Genomic DNA, 16314 nt, shown 5'->3' with positions numbered 1-16314 from the left:
GCTCCGGATGCGGCCGGGGCGGGGACGGTGAGTTCGGTGCGGACCTTGTAACGGTCGCCTCTGTAGACGGAGCGGACGAACTCGAAGGGGCGGTCATCGGCACCGCGGGAGATGCGTTCGAACAGCAGGGCAGGTGAGAGTTCTTCGACGCCGAGATGCTGAGCTTCGCCGGCGTCGAGGAGGGTCGGCTCGATCGTCTGCACACTGTGGTTGAGGCGAATGCCGAAGTTCCGACGCAGCAGATCGTAGAAGGACTGGTCCTCGAGGTCGCCTGCGCTCAGCCCGGGGACGAGAGCCGAGGGCACGTGGAGTTCTTCGAGAGCGATCGGTTCGTCATCGGCCAGGCGCAGACGCAGGATCGCGATGACGTCGTCGTCTTCGGAGATGTGGAGTCGACGAGCGATATGCGCGCCCGCCTCGGCGACGTCGAAACTGAGGATATGGGACCCGGGACGCATTCCGCGGGCGAGCATATCCTCGGTGAAGGAGCTCGCCGCCAGCGGTTGGTCGAGTTTCGGCCCGAGTGCGAAGACGCCCGTGCCGTGACGCCTGCGGACCATGCCCTTGGCGACGAGTTCGTCGATGGCGCGGCGCAGGGTCATCCGCGAGATGCCGAGAGTCTCGGCGAGCTGTCGTTCCGGAGGAAACTGCTCACCGGCGGCCATGTCCTCGAGACGGTCGAAGAGTTGGTCGCGGATGGCATGGAATTTCGTCACACCACCATTGAGGCACAGGACACACCCCTAAATCAAGACCACTGGTCTATTTCGTGTCGCCCATCTCCTCGGTCAGCGGTCTTCGCACGCCTTCGATCAAGCGTTCCCTCACTTTCCAGCGCTCCCTCCCCTCGATCAAGCGTGACCGCGAGTATGGCGTCGTAGACCACGACATGTCTGCGCCCCGGCTGGAACGACGGAGACCGGGCGGACGGAAACCAGGCGGACCGAGACCGGGCGGACGGAGGCCGTGCGGGCTGAAGTCGGGCGAGCGGAGACCCGTCAGACGAAGAGCAGTGAGAGCAGGAAGGCGAAGATCAGCCCGAAGACGCTGACGAGGGTCTGGACCATCATATGAGTCTTCGTCGCCTGACCGATCGTCATGCCGAAGCTCTCCTTGACGAACCAGAATCCCGCATGGTTGACCCAGTTCAGACCGATCGATCCCGAGCCGATCGCAATGACGACCAGAGACACGTATGCCCCCGAGTGATCACCGATGAGAGGGGCGACGATGCCAGTGGCCGAGGTGATTCCCACGGTTGCCGATCCGGTGGCGAACGACAGCAGGATGCCGATGAACCAGCCGAGCAGGATGAGGTTCATCTCCAGATGAGAGGTCGCGCCGACGACGGCGTCGCCGATGCCCGAGTCCTTGAGCACCTCGTTGAAGGCGCCACCGCCGCCGATGATGAGGATGACTCCGGCGATCGACTTGAGGCTGTCGCCGAAGGAGCTGCGGATCCGCTCGCCGCCCATTCCCGAGGTCCAACCGAGCGCAATGGCGGCGAAGATGACTCCGGCCAGCATGGCGATGATCGGGTTGCCGATCACCTCGGCGATGGGTTCGAACGATGACTCCGGTGCCACGAGCTGCACCACGGTGTGCACGAGCATGAGCACGACGGGGACGAGGACGGTGACGAAGGCGAGCCAGACCGGAATCGTTCGCAGTTCCTTCTGGTCCACCTCGGCGCGGGCTCCGGTGTACTGGTCGATGAGGTCGGCGGTCGGTTCGAGTCTGACCCGTGGGGCGATCCAGCGGGCGTAGACCGGGCCGGCGAGGATGACGGTGGGGATCGCACAGACGAGCCCGAGGCCGATGGTCATTCCGACGTTCGCGTCGAGTCCGGACACGGCGATGAGCGGTCCCGGATGGGGCGGAACCATGCCGTGGAGACAGGCGAGCGCGGCGATCGCGGGAACGAGGATGCGCAGGTACCACAGCTTCTTCTGCCCGGTCTTCTTCTCCAGCTGCGAGGCGACCGCGTAGATGACCGGGATGAGGACGACGAGTCCGACCTCGAAGAACATAGGGATGCCGATGATGAAGGCGACACCCGTCATGATCCACGGTGCGGCCTTCGGCGAGGAGTGCTCGATGACGAGGTTCGCGATCCGCTGGATGGCACCGCTGTCGGCCAGAAGCCGTCCGAGCATCGCTCCGAGGGCGACGACGACACCGGTCTCGCCGAGTGTGTCGCCGGCTCCGGCGGCGATCGTCTCCGGAATCTTGCCGATCTCCTCACCGGCGGCCAGTGCCGTCACGGCGGAGGTGATGAGGAGAGCGAGGAACGGATGCAGCTTCGTCTTCCAGTTGATGAGGAGGATGAGCAGCGCGATCGACGCGAAGAGAAGCGTCACGAGGTATGCGGTTGAGCCAATCACTGGGGCAACGTTACGCCCCTGACTGCTGGATCCGGGAACGAGGGGTTCACGCGGGAGGGAGAAGTCCCTAGCATGAAGCCATGACTGCATATACCGGACAGAAGCTGCTCGACGCACTCGACTCCCAAGGGCTCGGCGACTGGCAGGGACTGCCGGACTGCATCGGCGCCCGTTTCCTCACGGGCGACTTCGCAACCGGCCTCGAACTCGTGGCTGAGATCGGGTCCCTCGCCGAGGCGGCCGGCCACCATCCCGATGTCACCCTGACGTTCCCGCACGTCGACATCAGGCTGACCAGCCACGACACAGGGGCTGTGACCGAACGCGACCTCAACCTCGCGGGACAGATCAGCGAGGCGGCCGCCTCGGCGAGGGTGAAGGCGGACCCGACCATCCCGGCACTGCTCGAACTCGGCCTCGACACCGCGAACCAGGATGCCATCGCCCCGTTCTGGGCGGCGCTCCTGACCGGGGATGCGAGCAACGTCTCCGGCCCCGACGTCGTCGACCCTGCCGGACAGATGCCGCTGCTGTGGTTCCAGGACTGCGAGGAACATGAGGTGCCGCACCAGCGTCTGCACGTCGACGTCTCCGTACCTGCGGCGGTCGCGCCGGAGCGCATCAGGGCCGCGGTCGACGCCGGAGGCACGATCGTCGACGAGTCCCAGGCGCCGTCATTCACCGTCCTTGCCGACGCCGACGGCAATCGCGCCTGCGTGTGCACGCTGGCCGCACGGGGCTGAGCGCAAGCACGGCCGTCGCACGCCGGCAGCAGTGCGAGCCCTGCCGAGCCGGGCCGACACCGCACGACATTCGAGCGGCCCTCGCCGCGACCAACGCACTCGCCTAAGCTGAAGGCTGACCCGCACTGATCCAGTTCAGCTCGTCCAACTCAGGGAGTCCGTGTGTACCTAGCCGCCGAGAACCGCTATGACTCGATGACCTATCGTCCCGTCGGCCGATCGGGACTCGTCCTGCCAGCGTTGTCACTGGGACTGTGGCACAACTTCGGCGACGATGTCGCCTTCCAGAACCAGCGCGACATCGTTCGTCGCGCCTTCGACATGGGCATCACGCACTTCGACCTGGCGAACAACTACGGTCCTCCCCCGGGCTCGGCGGAGACGAATTTCGGCCGGCTGCTGCGCGAAGACCTTCACCCCTACCGCGATGAGCTCATCATCTCGACGAAGGCCGGTTGGAACATGCACCCCGGCCCCTATGGAGGACCCGGCGGCAGCCGCAAATACCTTCTGGCCAGCCTCGATGCGTCACTGCGCCGGCTCGGCCTCGACTACGTCGACATCTTCTACTCCCACCGCCCCGATGCTTCGACCCCGCTCGAAGAGACCATCGGCGCGCTCGACACCGCCGTGCGCTCCGGTCGCGCGCTCTACGCCGGGATCTCCTCGTACTCCGCCGCCGATACGGCCCGGGCCTCGCAGATCGCCCGCGACCTGGGCACTCCCCTGCTCATCCACCAGCCTTCGTACTCGATGATCAACCGGTGGATCGAAGACGATGGACTCCTCGACACAACCGCTGACGAAGGGCTTGGCGTCATCTGCTTCTCCCCGCTGGCGCAGGGCCTGCTCACGGAGAAGTACCTCGGCGGAGTGCCCGAAGATTCGCGCGCGGGCAAGGCGAAGCCATCGTTCAAGGACGGGTTCTTGAGCGCCGACAACCTCGCCCGGATTCGGTCGCTGAATGACATCGCTGCCGCCCGCAGTCAGTCGTTGGCACAGCTCGCCCTGGCCTGGGCGCTGCGGGATGAGCGAGTGTCCTCGCTGGTCATCGGGGCCAGCCGTGTCGGACAGCTCGAGCACAATGTCGCGGCTCTCGACGCGGCACCCTTGAGCGGTGAAGAGCTCGCGGCAATCGACGAGTTCGCCGTCGACTCCGGTGTCGATATCTGGGGAGACGCGCGCCGCAGCACCGCGGAGTGAGGTCAGCGGGCCGCCTCGAGCAGCCACCCGATTCGGTCGCTCCACGCGGGCCGGAAAGCGTAGACGCAGGCGAGCCGAATGAGGGTGGCTCGTTCGTACACGCTCACCCTGGCGGGGCCGATCCCCGCCGCCGACGCGACCCGGGCGATCTCATCGATGACCACGGCCGCCTCGGCGGCGGTCCACAGTCCCTGCTCGGTGCGCCACCGGGCATGCGCGCGGAGGTTTCCGAGGTCTAGCGCCCGTTCGCCCCGGCACGCCGTGTCGACGTCGAGCAGACCCGGTCCGGAGATCGGATCCCACATGATCTGTTTGTCGTGCAGGTCCCGGTGGATGAGCCCGATCGATCCGTCCCTCGCCGAGGCGGTCCCGCCGTCGAGTTCGGCCGTGACCTCTGTGACGAGTTCGTCCACGTCGGCGAGCAGAGTCTCCCCTCGCGCAGTCCGCGCGGTCTCGAGCAGGGGACGGGAGCGCTCACGCCATGTTCGGAGCGCCTCGACCTCGTCCGCGGCCCCATGAAACGACACCGCGGTCGCCAGCCTCGTCGCAGCCGCTGCCACGGTACCGGTCGGATGCGACTCTGCCTGAGCCCAGGCGTCGAGGGACTCGGCCCAGGCACGCGACCAATCCGCTCCGAGCCTCGCAGGATCGTGGAGTTCGACTCCGGGCACCACGCTGAGCACGACGGTCGAAGAATCCGAACTGAGCACCTGCGGGAGGGCGAAACCGGGAATGAAACCAACCGCTCGACGCTGTCCCGCGATGACGTCGGAGGCCTTTCCGTCGCGCACGCATTTGGCGAAGCTGCCGTCGCGCATGCGGACGACGGCACGTTTGCCCGGCCTGTGGGAGACCAGCCGACCTCCGTCCGCGAGCAGCCCGGCGAGTCCCGGCAGCTTCGGGTCACGGTCAGCATCGAGGACCGTCACTCCGCGTTCGTCGAGATAGCCGACCCGGATCCCCTGGCCGGGGAGAGAAGCCTCCCACGCGATTCGCCCGTCTCCTGCGGGCCAGGCTCGGCACACGTTCCAGTCCTGACCGCCGATCGTGACTGCGTCGGGGCAATGCAGTGCCGCGCCCCACTTCGTCGCAGCCTGTTCCGTCACTATCTGCTTTGTCGCGACCCGCTTCGCCGCAATCGGCTTCGTCGCGGTCTGTTTCGTAACGGTCTGTTTCGTCACGGTCATGGTGCGACCTCCGTCGTCGGGGCGTTCCCTTCCAGAGCGGAACCCGCGAGGTCGATGATTCGCATCGACTCGTCCCTCCAGGTCTCGGAGCAGCTGCGCCAGGGTTCGAGCGCGGCCACGAGGACCGCCCACGCCGTCCATATGCCCAGGTCGGTCGCCTCGCCGCCGGCGGAACGGTATCCGTCGATGAAGGGTCGCTCGAGCTCGTGCAACCGGGAATCGATGCGGCAGGCCGCGATCCACCGCCCAAGATCCATCCCGACCGGCCCGTACCCTGACCGATCCAGATCGATGATCCGGCACTCGGAATTCGACAGAAGCACCTGGTCGGGGCTGAGGTCCCCGTGGATCTCCCGCAGTTTCCGCTTCGGCCCGAGGCGTCTGCTCAGTCCGGAAAGCAGTCCGAAGATGTCAGCCTCTCGTGCCGGGAGCAGACGAACCAGCGACCGGCTGATGGTCTCGAGCTGGTCGAGCGGTGAGCCGAGCGCGCGGTCTGCCTCCGCCGAAGCGCCTACACTCTCCGCCGGTTCTCCGCCGTTGTCAGGCACACCGCTTCTGTGCAGTTCGGCGATGATCACGCCGACTTCTTCGGCGACTTTCGGATCCGGTCGATCGCTCAGGTCACCGGTCCCCCACCACGGCGAACGCGTGGCGGTCTCACGTCCGCCGACGAACTCGACCGGCAGGCTCGGCAGCTGCGTGCGCTGCCAACGGTCGGCCGCCTCGGCGAGGTGGATCTGGGAGTCGGCGGCGATCCGCACGAATTCCGGCGCCCCATCAGCCGGGGTGTGCTTGAGCAGCAGCCGCCTGGCGGGGTTGTATCCGATGATCCGCAGATCCCCGCCGAGGTGGTCGAGCGTCCGCGAAACATGTGTACCAATCCTGGGATCGGCCAGCACACCGCCGCTCACCAGCACGGCACCGGTCGCACCTGCCGAACGTGGTTCGGCAGCCGCGTGGACGATCAGCTCCTGCCCGTGCCGGGCGGCCCGCCGCCGAGCATTGGCGAGCTTGTCCGGACTCGTCATCACCGCAGTGAATCCCCAATCATCGAACTCGCCGAGTCGACCGGGCTCCTCCCGCTGCCACGCGACGATTGCGCTCTGACCAGGTTTGACACGGATACGCCGGGGCCGGACTGCAAAACCGAGGCGTCGGGAGAGCCCGTCTGCCGATCGCAGTTCGTCGACATAAGGCAGGTGGGAGAATCTCGTGTCCACGAAGTCGTGCACAGGTTCGGAGACCGATGCGGTCATGATGAGGCTCCTGCATAGTTCGGCATGCTGTCGGCTTCGTCGGCCTGCGAACGGATCCACCGGGAGAAGCGCGAGTCCGCAGCCGCGGCCAGCTCGGTCGGCGCTCCGTCTTCGACGATCCGCCCGTCCTCGAGCCACACCACGCGGTCGAGTCCGCGGATCATCGCCACGTCGTGACTGATCACGATGCTTGTCCGCCCCTGTGTCAGCGCGGACACAGAGTCGGCCACCTCGGCGCGGGTCCGCGGATCGAGCCCTGTCGTCGCTTCGTCGAAGACGACGACTGGGGCGTCGCGGACGAGGGCGCGAGCGATGGCCAGCCGCTGCCGCTGCCCGCCGGAGAGAGTGTCCCCGCGGTTGCCGAGCTCGGTGTCGTAGCCGTCGGGAAGAGAACGGATGAACTCATCGGCACGGGCCGCACGGGCGGCGGCGACCACCTCGGGGTCGGTGGCGTCGAGCCTGCCGTAGCGAATGTTCTCGCGCACGCTCGCGGCGAAGAGCACGGACTCCTGGAGGAGGACGGACACGTTCTGCCGCAGTGAGGCGCGGGTGACGTTGTGGGTGTCGTAGCCGTCGAGGTAGATCGATCCGGAATCCGGCTGTGACAACCGCAGCAGGTAGCTCATCAGGGTCGATTTTCCGGCACCGGAGACACCGAGGATACCGACCTTCTGTCCAGCCGGAATGAGCAGGTCCAGCTCGTCGAACAGCGGCCTGCCATGCCCGTCGGCCGAGGTGATGCGGTTGAAGACGACGTCGCCGCAGACCGGGCCCATGGACACTGCGTCGGGGGCGTCGGCGATCTCGACGGGTTCGTCGAGGAGGTCGGCGATCCTCTCCCCCGAGGCGGCCGCGCGGGCGATCCGGCCGGTGTATTTGGCCATGTCCCGCAGCGGCTTCATCGCGATCTTCAAGTAGAGGAGGAAGAGGACGAGATCGCCCGGGGACATCGCCCCGCGCAGCACCTGCCACCCGCCGAAGGCGAGAACGAGAGCCTGCGAGATGCCGACGAGGACATCCGTTGAGCGCTCGAGCCCGGCCGCCAGACGGCGTGCCCGCACCCCGGCCCTGAGTGCGCGTTCGTTGCCGTCGGCGAAATCGCGGGCCACGGTCTTCTCGAGACCGTAGGCCTGGACGACGCGGATGGCACCGAGCGCCTCGGCGGCGGATCCGACCAGTCGGCCCTCACCCTTGCGGGTGGACCGGGAGGCCTTCGTGATCTTCGGGGTCGCCACCTTCGACAGCAGTCCGTAGACCGCCGCCGTGACGAGCACGATGGCGCTGAGCACCGGGTCGAGAACGACCATGACGACGAGCAGGACGGCGAGGGTGATGACATTGCCGACCAAGGGCAGCCCGGCGGTGACGGCGACCTCCTGCAGCCGTCCGATGTCACCGACGAGTCGCTGAGAGGTGTCTCCGATCGAGGCCTTCGAATGGTAGCGCAGCGACAGGGATTGGACGTGATCGAACACGCGTGAGCGCAGTTGGGTGGCCACGCGTGCGCCGACGAGAGCGAAGCAGATCGTCGAGGCGTAGTTCGCCGCGGCCCGTCCGCCGACGATGATGGCCAGGCCGATGGCCACAACCGCAAGAGTCGTACCCACTCCTGCGTCGAGACCGAAGGTCGGGGCGATCTGGGCGCCCAGGGCTGCGGTGACGGCGTCGACGGCGATCTTGATCGGCCAGGGTTCGAGGATGCGGAAGACGACGTCGGCCAGCAGTGCGGCCATCCCGCCGATGACCAGCCACGTGTGCCGGCGCAGGTGCGGGCGGATGATCCGCAGGGTCCGCCGCAGCGCTGAGGCCGAGAGCTTCTTGCCGCTCATGAGATCACCGCCGAGGCGGGGCGCCGTCCCGATACGGACGTTTCCTCGCAGGTGGGTGCGGCATTGGTGTCGCCGGCATCGGTTTCTCCGGCGGCTGTGTCGCCGACGGTTCCCGTCACCGGTGCGAGGATCTGTTGACACCGACGGGTCCAGGAATGGCTGGTCAGGGCCTCTGCGCGGGCGCGTGCTCCCATCGTCGTGCGCAGTTCGGCGTCGTCGATGAGTCTCTGCAGTGCACGGGTGAGGTCCGCGGTGTCGGCCGGGTCGGTGAGGATCGCGGCTCCGGTTCCTGCGAGCACGCCGGGGATCGCGCCGACGCTCGATGCAACGACGGGCAGTCCGGCGGCCAGGTATTCGTAGACCTTGAGTGGCGAGAAGTAGTTCTCCCCTGCCGGGTACGGGGCGACGGCGATATCGAATTCGCGCAGCGCCTCCGGCACTGCTTCGGGTGCCAGAGCTCCGTGGAAGCGCACACGCCCTCCCAACCCGAGCATGCGTACCTGGTTCTCCAGGGCCTCGGATTCGGGGCCGTGGCCGACGACGTCGACGCGGAAGTCCCCGATCAGTCCGGCGCACGCGGCGATGAGCCGATCCGTGCCGTGCCAGGGTTTGAGCGTGCCGACGAACCCGATCCGCACCGGACCGTGAACACTCGGAGGTCCCCCACCGGGGCGGTCCTCCCGTATCGCGTCACCGCTGGGTGCCCTGGTTCCGTCCCCGCCGAGGCTGTCGTGATCTGACCGTGGAGTGATCCGTTCCGTGTTCACTCCGTTCGGGACGACGCTGACGTCGCCGAGGCCGGGATAGTCGGTGCGGACCCAGTCGGCGACGAGTTCGCTCACGCACACGATGCGTTCGGCTCCGGCAAAACTTGCCGCCGTGGCACGGGCAGCGTGTTCGGCATGAACGAGTCCGCGATGGGTCCGCTGCTCTTCGAGCAGAGGCGCATTGACCTCCATGATCAAAGGCACGTCGAGGCGCTGGCTGATCCGGGCACCGGCCGTGGAGAACAGAGAATAGCGTTCGTAGACGAGGTCGAATCCCTGCCCTGAGGCGGCCACCGTGTCCGTGACCAGGTCGGCGAGCATGTCGGAGAGTCGCAGCAGTGCGATCTCACGCTGGGTGCGGTCGAGACCGCGCGGCATCTCGAGTCGGGTGACGTCGATATCGGCGAGGTCGGCGGGCACGTCGTCATCGGTGCGGGTGCAGAAGACACTGACTTCGTGACCGAGTGCTCGGAAGGTGCGCACGACCTCCTGGACGTGGACGCTGGCACCTTTCGTGCCGAAGACTCCGATGCCGGGGTCGAGGAGGACATAGGCGATTCTCATGACACTGACTCCATTTCACGGACGGTCTCAGCCGTTGTGGCCGTGGGCTCGTTCGGAGGGTTCGCGGCACCGACCGCAACAGCGGCACGGTCGTCGACGTGGTCGGTCGCCCGCTCGGCGGCTGCATCGGCCAGTCGGCCGAGCTGCCCGGCCTGGACTGCCGAGTCGTGCAGGCGGCACACCCGGTCACGGGCGGCATCGGTGACGGCACGGATACCGGCGGGATCCGTGCGGAGGGCGGCGGCCACCTCGGCGATGGTCGAGGCGATGTTCGCCCCATCGGAGCCGTCGACGAGCCACCCGGTCCGGCCATGGTCGATGGCCTCGGGCACGGCGGTGACGGCCCCGGCGATGCAGGGAATTCCGGTGGCCATGCCTTCGAGCAGCACGGTGGGCAGGCCGTCGGCGTTGCCGTCGGAGCCGATGACGAACGGGGAGACGAGGATGTCATGGTCGGTGAGCATGTCGCGGACCTCGGCCTGAGTCAGCGCTCCTTGGAAGGTGACGAGATCGTCGAGTCCGAGTGCGTGGGACTGGGACCGCAGCTCCTCCTCGAGGGGGCCGGTGCCCACGAGGTCCAGACGGCAGCTCATGCCTTCGGCCCGGAGGCGGGCGAGCGCGTCGATGAGGTGGGTGAATCCCTTCTTCTCGACGAGGCGTCCGACGGCCAGCAGCGAGGGCGCGGCCCCCGTCGCGCCCTGCTTGGGCCGGTAGGGGAAGCGATCGATTTCGAGGCCGTTGTGCACGACGACGATCCGGTCGGCCAGCTCGGGGCCGAGCACCCGCGACAGGTAGCGGCGGTTGAAATCGCTGATCGCGATCACATGGTCGGCGTCCGCGGTCTTGCGGGCCAGATCGGTGAGCACGACATCCTCGTGGAAGATGTCCTTCGCATGCGTGGTGAAGGAGTACGGGATCCCCGTCAGCGCCGAGGCGGCCCGAGCCACGGTCGTCGACACCGACGCGAAATGCGCGTGCAGGTGGGTGACCTCGTGGTCGAGGGCCAACCGGGCGAGGGTGAGAGCTTGGATCGCATCATCGTGGCCCAATTCCATGAGCTCGCCGAGGTGGCCCGGCACTGCCGCGGCCACGCGCGGTTCCGCTGCCGCCTCGGCGAAGGTCTGCCAGAAGCTGCGGGCACTCGATGGTCGGTCGATGTGGATGACCTCGGCGCGGACGCGGGCGAGTTCGGGGTGGAAGCGGGTGTCCGTGCTCGGGCGCAGAGAGAAGATCACAAGGTCCTCTCCGGCGGCTTCGCGGGCGAGGATCTCGGAGACGATGAAGGTCTCGGAGAACCGCGGGTACATCTTGAGCACGTAGGCGCGGCGACCTGACTGTCGTGCCTTCGGCGTCGTGATCTGTGCGGTTCGAGGTGCCGGAGCTGACGGCGTGGTCGCTGTTGTCGGTGTCGAAATGGTCTGTGTCTGTTCAGACTGCATGGCTGGTCTCCTCCACAGTGATGGCCAGACGGGCGGATGTGGCTGTGCCGGACGCCGCGGTCGGTCGGCCCGCCGCCGACGGTGCGGCTTCGGAGACGAGGACCGGTGCCTCGGCGTCGGTGTCAGCGATGAGTTCGGCGGCCAGACGGGGAACGGTGGCCAATCCGGTGAGGTCGATATGGGACCGGTCGGCGCGCCGTCCGGCATGGCGGGTGAACCAGGCCGTGAGCACCTCGGCGTCGAGGTTGTCGATCGTCAGAGCGTCGACCGCTCCGGCTGCGGCGAGGGCGAATGCCCGCCTGGGCTGTTCGGCCCGGTGCCCCTTGCGGGGGACGACGAGAGCAGGGGTATCGGTGGCCATGAGCTCGGCCAGAGTGTTGTACCCGCCCATGCACACGACCGCCTCGGCGGAGGCCACGAGTCCGGGGATGTCATCGCAGTGACGGATGACAACAGTGACCGCACCGGCACGGGCACGCAGTCGTTCGAACTCCTCGGTGTCCATCTGTGGACCGGTGACGACGAGGTGCCGGTGGCCATCGGGCGGTTCGGCATCCACTGCGATCGAGGCGAGGCCCCCGCCGTCGGATCCCCCGCCGAGGCAGGTGAGTACGAAGGGCCGGGTTCCGCCCCCTGCCGGCTCGACGACTGCCGTCAAGTCTCTCGCGGCCTCGGTGCCTGCCGGCAGAACGCCGCCGTCATCGGGGCGGTCCTGTGACAGGTAGCCGGTGGTCACGGCCCTGGCCGCAAGCGGAGCTGGCACTTCGCCGGTGGCTCGGGGATCGTAGACGTCCGGGTCACCGTAGATCCAGACTGCGTCGAAGGATTCGGCCACCCGTGCGGGCCCTCCGACCTTCTCCCATTCGGCATCGATGACGGACGGGGTGTCGAGGACTTCGCGCAGGCCGAGGACCGTACGGCAACCATAGCCGCGGACCTTGTCGATGGCGCCGGCGAGCTCGCCGCCGATGCCGAAGGGATGCCGGTCGACGATGAAGAGCTCAGGTCGCTGCTGGTCGAGGATCGCCGAGATCGCCGCCGACCGCAGTGCCCTCAGACCCTGCATCGAGGAGGCGAGCGCCCGTGGCACGTAGCCGCCGGGGGCTGGGGTGACTCCGGGCAGGATCACCCAGTCCCAGCCATCCGGCAGGTCGAATCGCGTGGCCTCGGGACTGCTGGCGATGAGCAGACCGGAGACCTCTCGGCCGGTCAGTGCCGGCAGGTCCCGGGCCAGTGCAAATGCCAGAGCCCGGTTGCGGCGGATGTGGCCCAGTCCCAGCGAGTCGTGGGAGAACAGTGCGACTCTCAATCGTCTTCTCATACATCTCAGCCTGTCGGCTGTGATTAAGATGAGATTAAGACGCGGATGAGAAAGATCTTAGGTTCAGTCCACGCGGTATCCGAACCCCCGCACCGTAGTGACGAAATCGGAGCCCAGCTTCTTGCGCAGGTATCCGATGTAGACGTCGACGACGTTCGAGCCGGGGTCGAAGTCGAATCCCCACACGTGGGAGAGCAGCTGTTCGCGGGAGAGGACGTTGCCGCGGTTGCGCAGCAGGATCTCGGCCAGGGACAGTTCCCGAGCCGAGAGTTCGACGAGACGGTCCTTGACCCACACCTGCCTCTTGAGCAGGTCGATGCGCACCTCATCGCGGATGAGCTCCGTGGCTTCCTGTTCCTGCGGGCTCTCCTTGAGTCGCAGGCGAACGCGAGCCAGCAGCTCCGCGAACCGGAAGGGCTTGATCATATAGTCGACCGCCCCGGACTCGAGAGCGTAGATCGTGTCGTCCGGGTTGTCCCGGGCGGTGAGCACGAGCACCGGCAGTTCGGGTCGCCGTTCACGCAGCTGCCCGAGCACGGTGAAACCATCGAGGACGGGCAGACCGATGTCGAGGATGACGAGCGCGAAGTCGCCCGTCAATGCCAGGTCTCGCCCGGTGAGGCCGTCTGCGGCGGTCTGCGGACTGAACCCGGCGGCAGTCAGCCCTTTCGAGATGAAGGCGGAGATCCGCGCCTCGTCCTCGATCACGAGAATGCTCTTCACTTCTGTCCTTTCGGCAGGATCATGCGGAACTGTGCACCGATGGTGGTCCGGTCGAGCACGACCGTGCCTCCGTGCGCCTCGGCGATGGCGGAGATGATCGACAGCCCCAACCCGAACCCGGACCCGTCGGTTGCCCCACGGCAGAAACGGTCGAAGATGTCCTCGGCGATCTCATCGGGTACCCCTTGACCTTCGTCGCGGACCCAGATGTGCACCGATTCGGCATCGTCCCGGGCACCGAAGACGATCTTCTGACCGTCCTCGGTGTGTTCGACGGCGTTGGACGCCAGCTGCAGAAGTGCCTGAGTCAGGCGCTGTCGGTCGCCGCGGAATCTCAGCGATTCGGGGACGTCGAGACCCCATTCCCGGTCTCCCAGTCCTTTGGCCTTCGCCAGGGAATCGGACACGACCCCGCTGAGGTCCACCTCGGCGAAACGCACGAAATCAGGGCGTCGGGCACGCGCAAGCAGGAGCAGCTCCTCGACGAGGCGGCCCATCCGATCCGTCTCATCGAGCAGCATCGCCCGGGTCTCCTCGACATCGCCGACGTCCTCAGCGTTCATCGTCTCGAGGTGACCGCCGAGAATGGTCAGTGGCGTGCGCAGCTCGTGCCCGACGTCGTCGAGGAAGCGCCTCTGAGCTTCGAAAGCCGCCTCGAGGCGATCGAGCATCTCGTTGAAGGTGTGCCCGAGTTCGGCGATGTCGTCATGGCCCTTCGTCTCCAGACGACTGCTGAGGTCACCGCCGGAGATCGACTGAGCGGTCTGCCTCAGCTCGGTCACCGGTGACAGCAGCCGGCGCGCCAGGAGTGAGGAGAGTCCGGCGATGAGCAGAGTGGCGGCGAGCGCGACGACGACATAGATCTGCATGATCTGCACGAGGTCGGCATGGCTGGCCGAGACGTTGTGGACGACCACGAAGGCTCCCGCCCCGTTCGTCGCGGCCGCTCCGCCCGCCACCTCGCCGACGCCCTTCGTCCGGGACGTCGAATCGGTGGGCGCGATCTGGGTGTCCGTGGTCGTGCCCGCTCCCGCCTCGGTGCCGGCGATGGGCAGGACGAAGCCTTCGTATTCGACGTCACCGTCGGTCAGGCGGATCTCCCCGCCTTTCTCGGCCGCCCCGGCTACGGCCTTCTCGAAGTCGCTCGAACTGCCGAGGAGGTCCTTCGGTTCACCCTGATAGAGCACGCGGCCGTCGGTGAGGAACGCGAACAGCACCTCGTCCTCGTCCGGCCTGTTCTGGGCGAGGAAATTGCTGAGGATCTCGTCGACGGAGGCGAATGGTCTGCCGGTCTGCGGATCGATCCCGTTCTCGGAGAACGTCCGCATCTCGTCGACCTCTTGGGACATCGAGGCGGTGGTCCGGCTGGAGACGTTGTTCGACTCCACGGTGTAGAGGATGAGGCCGACGATGGAGAGGGTGAGCACGGACAGTGCGGCAACGGTGATGGTCAACCGGTTCTGAACGGTCAGCCCGACGCGCCGTTCAGTCGTCATCGTCGTCCCCGTCATCGTCATCGTCGCCGTCGTCCCGGTCATCATCGTCGCCGTCGTCGTCCCCGTCATCATCGTCGTCGGGGACTTCACGAGGCGGGTTGGGCACCGGTTCGTAGGAGTGCTCGATCTCATCAGGTTCTCGCGAATCCTCGCCTCCGGAGTCCGCGGCATCTGAGTCCTCGGCAGCCGAGGCGCCGGCATCGGAGGCGCCAGTCGAATCTTCGTCGGCAGAGCTGTCGGCGTCTGCATCCGACGTCTTGGACGTCTCCGTCGGTTCGGGGGTGACTTCCACCGGGCTGAGATCCGGCGGGTCCGTTTGGGTGGTGTTGCGAACGATGAGCACGGTCAGCAGTGCGAGCATGACGACGAGACCGGCCACAATCCAGCCGATGATCTTCGATCGTCCACCCATACCGTCCACATTGCCCAAGGCCTGCGGCAAAGTCGAGCCGGAGGCGATGAGAGTCTTCTTAGGTGGAGTGTTCGGGCGCCTGTGATACCGTAAGCGCCGACCGCCACGACGACCCGCAGGAGCCCACCGATGAGCGACGATCGCGCGGACCACAACGAGGCTGAGCTCGTATCCGCAGACCCCTCATCGACGACGCCCGAGTCCACCGAGCCGGACGATGGTCCCGCGCAGGCAGACGGTTCCGCAACCACTGAGCCGGATACCAGCTCCGAGTCCGAGGCCAAGGAGAATCCGTGGGCGGCGATCAAACCCTGGCAGGGCAAGGCGGCCGGCCTCGACAAGCTGCTGCTGTTCATCATCATCGGCGTCCCGCTCATCTACCTCGGTCTCATGCCGCTGCGACCGTGGATGCTCGTCCATGCCCCGGTCGTCCAGGAATTCATCAACGGCGCGAAGACCTCGATCGTCGCTGCCGCCGCCTATGCCCGGGTCGGTGAGATCCCGCTGTGGCTGGTCATCGTCGCCGGCTTCGTCGGCATGGCCAAACTCGATTGGGCGTTCTGGCTGGCCGGGCGCCGGTGGGGCGACGGTGTGCTGCGGCTCTTCGCACAGAACGAACGCCAGCTCAAGCGCATCAACCAGCTGAAGAAGATCCCGAACTGGGCGCTGTTCCTCATGACGCTGATCTCGCGCTGCCCGGGAATCCCGGGCACCCTCGTCTACCTCGTCGCCGGGTGGACGCGGATGCGGCTGTCGCTGTTCCTCGTCGCCGACCTCCTCGGCTGCCTCATCTTCACGCTCATCTGGACCTTCCTGGGCTATCAGCTCGGAGAGGCCGCGGTCGACATCCTCAAGGTCGTCGACAAGTACGCCCTGTGGCTGACCCTGGCCCTGATCGTCGGTATTTTCGCCATCAGCTTCTTCAAGGAGTACCGAAAGCAGAAGAAAGCCGAAGCCGCAGGCGACACCTCCGAGAACTGACCATTCGCC

14 protein-coding genes are annotated in these 16314 nt (G+C 66.8%); 3 read left to right on the top strand and 11 right to left on the bottom strand.

Going from position 1 to position 16314, the window contains the following annotated elements:
• Both D3I60_RS03470 and D3I60_RS03465 read right to left on the bottom strand, forming a co-directional pair.
• On the bottom strand, positions 1-716 hold a 716-nt coding region (locus D3I60_RS03470; RefSeq protein ID WP_262774758.1), incomplete at its 3' end, for a GntR family transcriptional regulator.
• A gap of 282 nt (positions 717-998) precedes the next feature.
• Positions 999-2384 carry a GntP family permease gene (locus D3I60_RS03465; protein WP_262774757.1) on the bottom strand — a complete coding sequence of 462 codons (1386 nt, stop codon included), beginning with the start codon at positions 2382-2384 and terminating at the stop codon, positions 999-1001.
• 80 nt (positions 2385-2464) lie between these two features.
• Here D3I60_RS03465 and D3I60_RS03460 point away from each other — a divergent pair, with 80 nt between their 5' ends.
• A complete protein-coding gene (locus tag D3I60_RS03460; protein ID WP_262774756.1) occupies positions 2465-3127 on the top strand; it encodes a VOC family protein in 663 nt (220 codons plus the stop codon).
• Positions 3128-3289: 162 nt separating this feature from the next.
• Positions 3290-4330, top strand: coding sequence for an L-glyceraldehyde 3-phosphate reductase (gene mgrA, locus D3I60_RS03455; protein WP_262774755.1), 1041 nt, complete (start codon positions 3290-3292; stop codon positions 4328-4330).
• A 2-nt stretch (positions 4331-4332) separates the two neighbouring features.
• On the opposite strand, the gene D3I60_RS03450 is transcribed toward mgrA, so the two are convergent.
• The 9 genes from D3I60_RS03450 to D3I60_RS03410 all read right to left on the bottom strand — a co-directional run bounded on the left by D3I60_RS03450 (position 4333) and on the right by D3I60_RS03410 (position 15324).
• The gene (locus tag D3I60_RS03450) at positions 4333-5517 is read right to left on the bottom strand and encodes an aminoglycoside phosphotransferase family protein (protein WP_262774754.1); all 1185 of its coding nucleotides are present in this window, start codon (positions 5515-5517) and stop codon (positions 4333-4335) included.
• Positions 5514-6773 carry a phosphotransferase family protein gene (locus D3I60_RS03445; protein WP_262774753.1) on the bottom strand — a complete coding sequence of 420 codons (1260 nt, stop codon included), beginning with the start codon at positions 6771-6773 and terminating at the stop codon, positions 5514-5516. Before D3I60_RS03445 ends, D3I60_RS03450 begins: the two co-directional genes overlap by 4 nt.
• The gene (locus D3I60_RS03440) at positions 6770-8602 is read right to left on the bottom strand and encodes an ABC transporter ATP-binding protein (RefSeq protein ID WP_262774752.1); all 1833 of its coding nucleotides are present in this window, start codon (positions 8600-8602) and stop codon (positions 6770-6772) included. The genes D3I60_RS03445 and D3I60_RS03440 overlap by 4 nt, the downstream gene beginning before the upstream one ends.
• Complete coding sequence (locus D3I60_RS03435; RefSeq protein WP_262774751.1) at positions 8599-9933, bottom strand: glycosyltransferase family 4 protein; 1335 nt, start codon at positions 9931-9933, stop codon at positions 8599-8601. Before D3I60_RS03435 ends, D3I60_RS03440 begins: the two co-directional genes overlap by 4 nt.
• Positions 9930-11240 carry a glycosyltransferase family 4 protein gene (locus D3I60_RS03430; RefSeq protein WP_440588556.1) on the bottom strand — a complete coding sequence of 437 codons (1311 nt, stop codon included), beginning with the start codon at positions 11238-11240 and terminating at the stop codon, positions 9930-9932. The genes D3I60_RS03435 and D3I60_RS03430 overlap by 4 nt, the downstream gene beginning before the upstream one ends.
• Positions 11241-11361: 121 nt before the next feature.
• A complete protein-coding gene (locus tag D3I60_RS03425; RefSeq protein WP_262774749.1) occupies positions 11362-12693 on the bottom strand; it encodes a glycosyltransferase family protein in 1332 nt (443 codons plus the stop codon).
• A gap of 63 nt (positions 12694-12756) precedes the next feature.
• Complete coding sequence (locus D3I60_RS03420; protein ID WP_262774748.1) at positions 12757-13416, bottom strand: response regulator transcription factor; 660 nt, start codon at positions 13414-13416, stop codon at positions 12757-12759.
• Entirely contained in the window at positions 13413-15002 is a 1590-nt protein-coding gene (locus D3I60_RS03415) for a sensor histidine kinase (protein ID WP_262774747.1), read from the bottom strand. The genes D3I60_RS03420 and D3I60_RS03415 overlap by 4 nt, the downstream gene beginning before the upstream one ends.
• The gene (locus D3I60_RS03410) at positions 14902-15324 is read right to left on the bottom strand and encodes a hypothetical protein (protein WP_262774746.1); all 423 of its coding nucleotides are present in this window, start codon (positions 15322-15324) and stop codon (positions 14902-14904) included. The genes D3I60_RS03415 and D3I60_RS03410 overlap by 101 nt, the downstream gene beginning before the upstream one ends.
• A 129-nt stretch (positions 15325-15453) precedes the next feature.
• Between D3I60_RS03410 and D3I60_RS03405 the strand changes: the two genes are divergently transcribed.
• Positions 15454-16305, top strand: a complete 852-nt coding sequence (locus D3I60_RS03405; protein ID WP_262774745.1) for a DedA family protein — start codon at positions 15454-15456, stop codon at positions 16303-16305.
• Positions 16306-16314: the final 9 nt, after the last annotated feature.

This window comes from Brevibacterium permense, from assembly GCF_025506275.1.
Classification (GTDB): Bacteria; Actinomycetota; Actinomycetes; order Actinomycetales; family Brevibacteriaceae; genus Brevibacterium; species Brevibacterium permense_A.
Note: the sequence above shows the minus strand (reverse complement) of the source record. Positions and strands in the feature narration are given on the sequence as shown.

Bases quoted from the DNA above. Each gene is read 5' to 3' on its own strand.
- D3I60_RS03460 (WP_262774756.1), top strand. From the start codon at position 2,465: ATGACTGCATATACCGGACAGAAGCTGCTCGACGCACTCGACTCCCAA.
- D3I60_RS03450 (WP_262774754.1), bottom strand. From the start codon at position 5,517: ATGACCGTGACGAAACAGACCGTTACGAAACAGACCGCGACGAAGCCG.
- D3I60_RS03445 (WP_262774753.1), bottom strand. From the start codon at position 6,773: ATGACCGCATCGGTCTCCGAACCTGTGCACGACTTCGTGGACACGAGA.
- D3I60_RS03440 (WP_262774752.1), bottom strand. From the start codon at position 8,602: ATGAGCGGCAAGAAGCTCTCGGCCTCAGCGCTGCGGCGGACCCTGCGG.
- D3I60_RS03435 (WP_262774751.1), bottom strand. From the start codon at position 9,933: ATGAGAATCGCCTATGTCCTCCTCGACCCCGGCATCGGAGTCTTCGGC.
- D3I60_RS03430 (WP_440588556.1), bottom strand. From the start codon at position 11,240: ATGTACCCGCGGTTCTCCGAGACCTTCATCGTCTCCGAGATCCTCGCC.
- D3I60_RS03425 (WP_262774749.1), bottom strand. From the start codon at position 12,693: ATGAGAAGACGATTGAGAGTCGCACTGTTCTCCCACGACTCGCTGGGA.
- D3I60_RS03410 (WP_262774746.1), bottom strand. From the start codon at position 15,324: ATGGGTGGACGATCGAAGATCATCGGCTGGATTGTGGCCGGTCTCGTC.
- D3I60_RS03405 (WP_262774745.1), top strand. From the start codon at position 15,454: ATGAGCGACGATCGCGCGGACCACAACGAGGCTGAGCTCGTATCCGCA.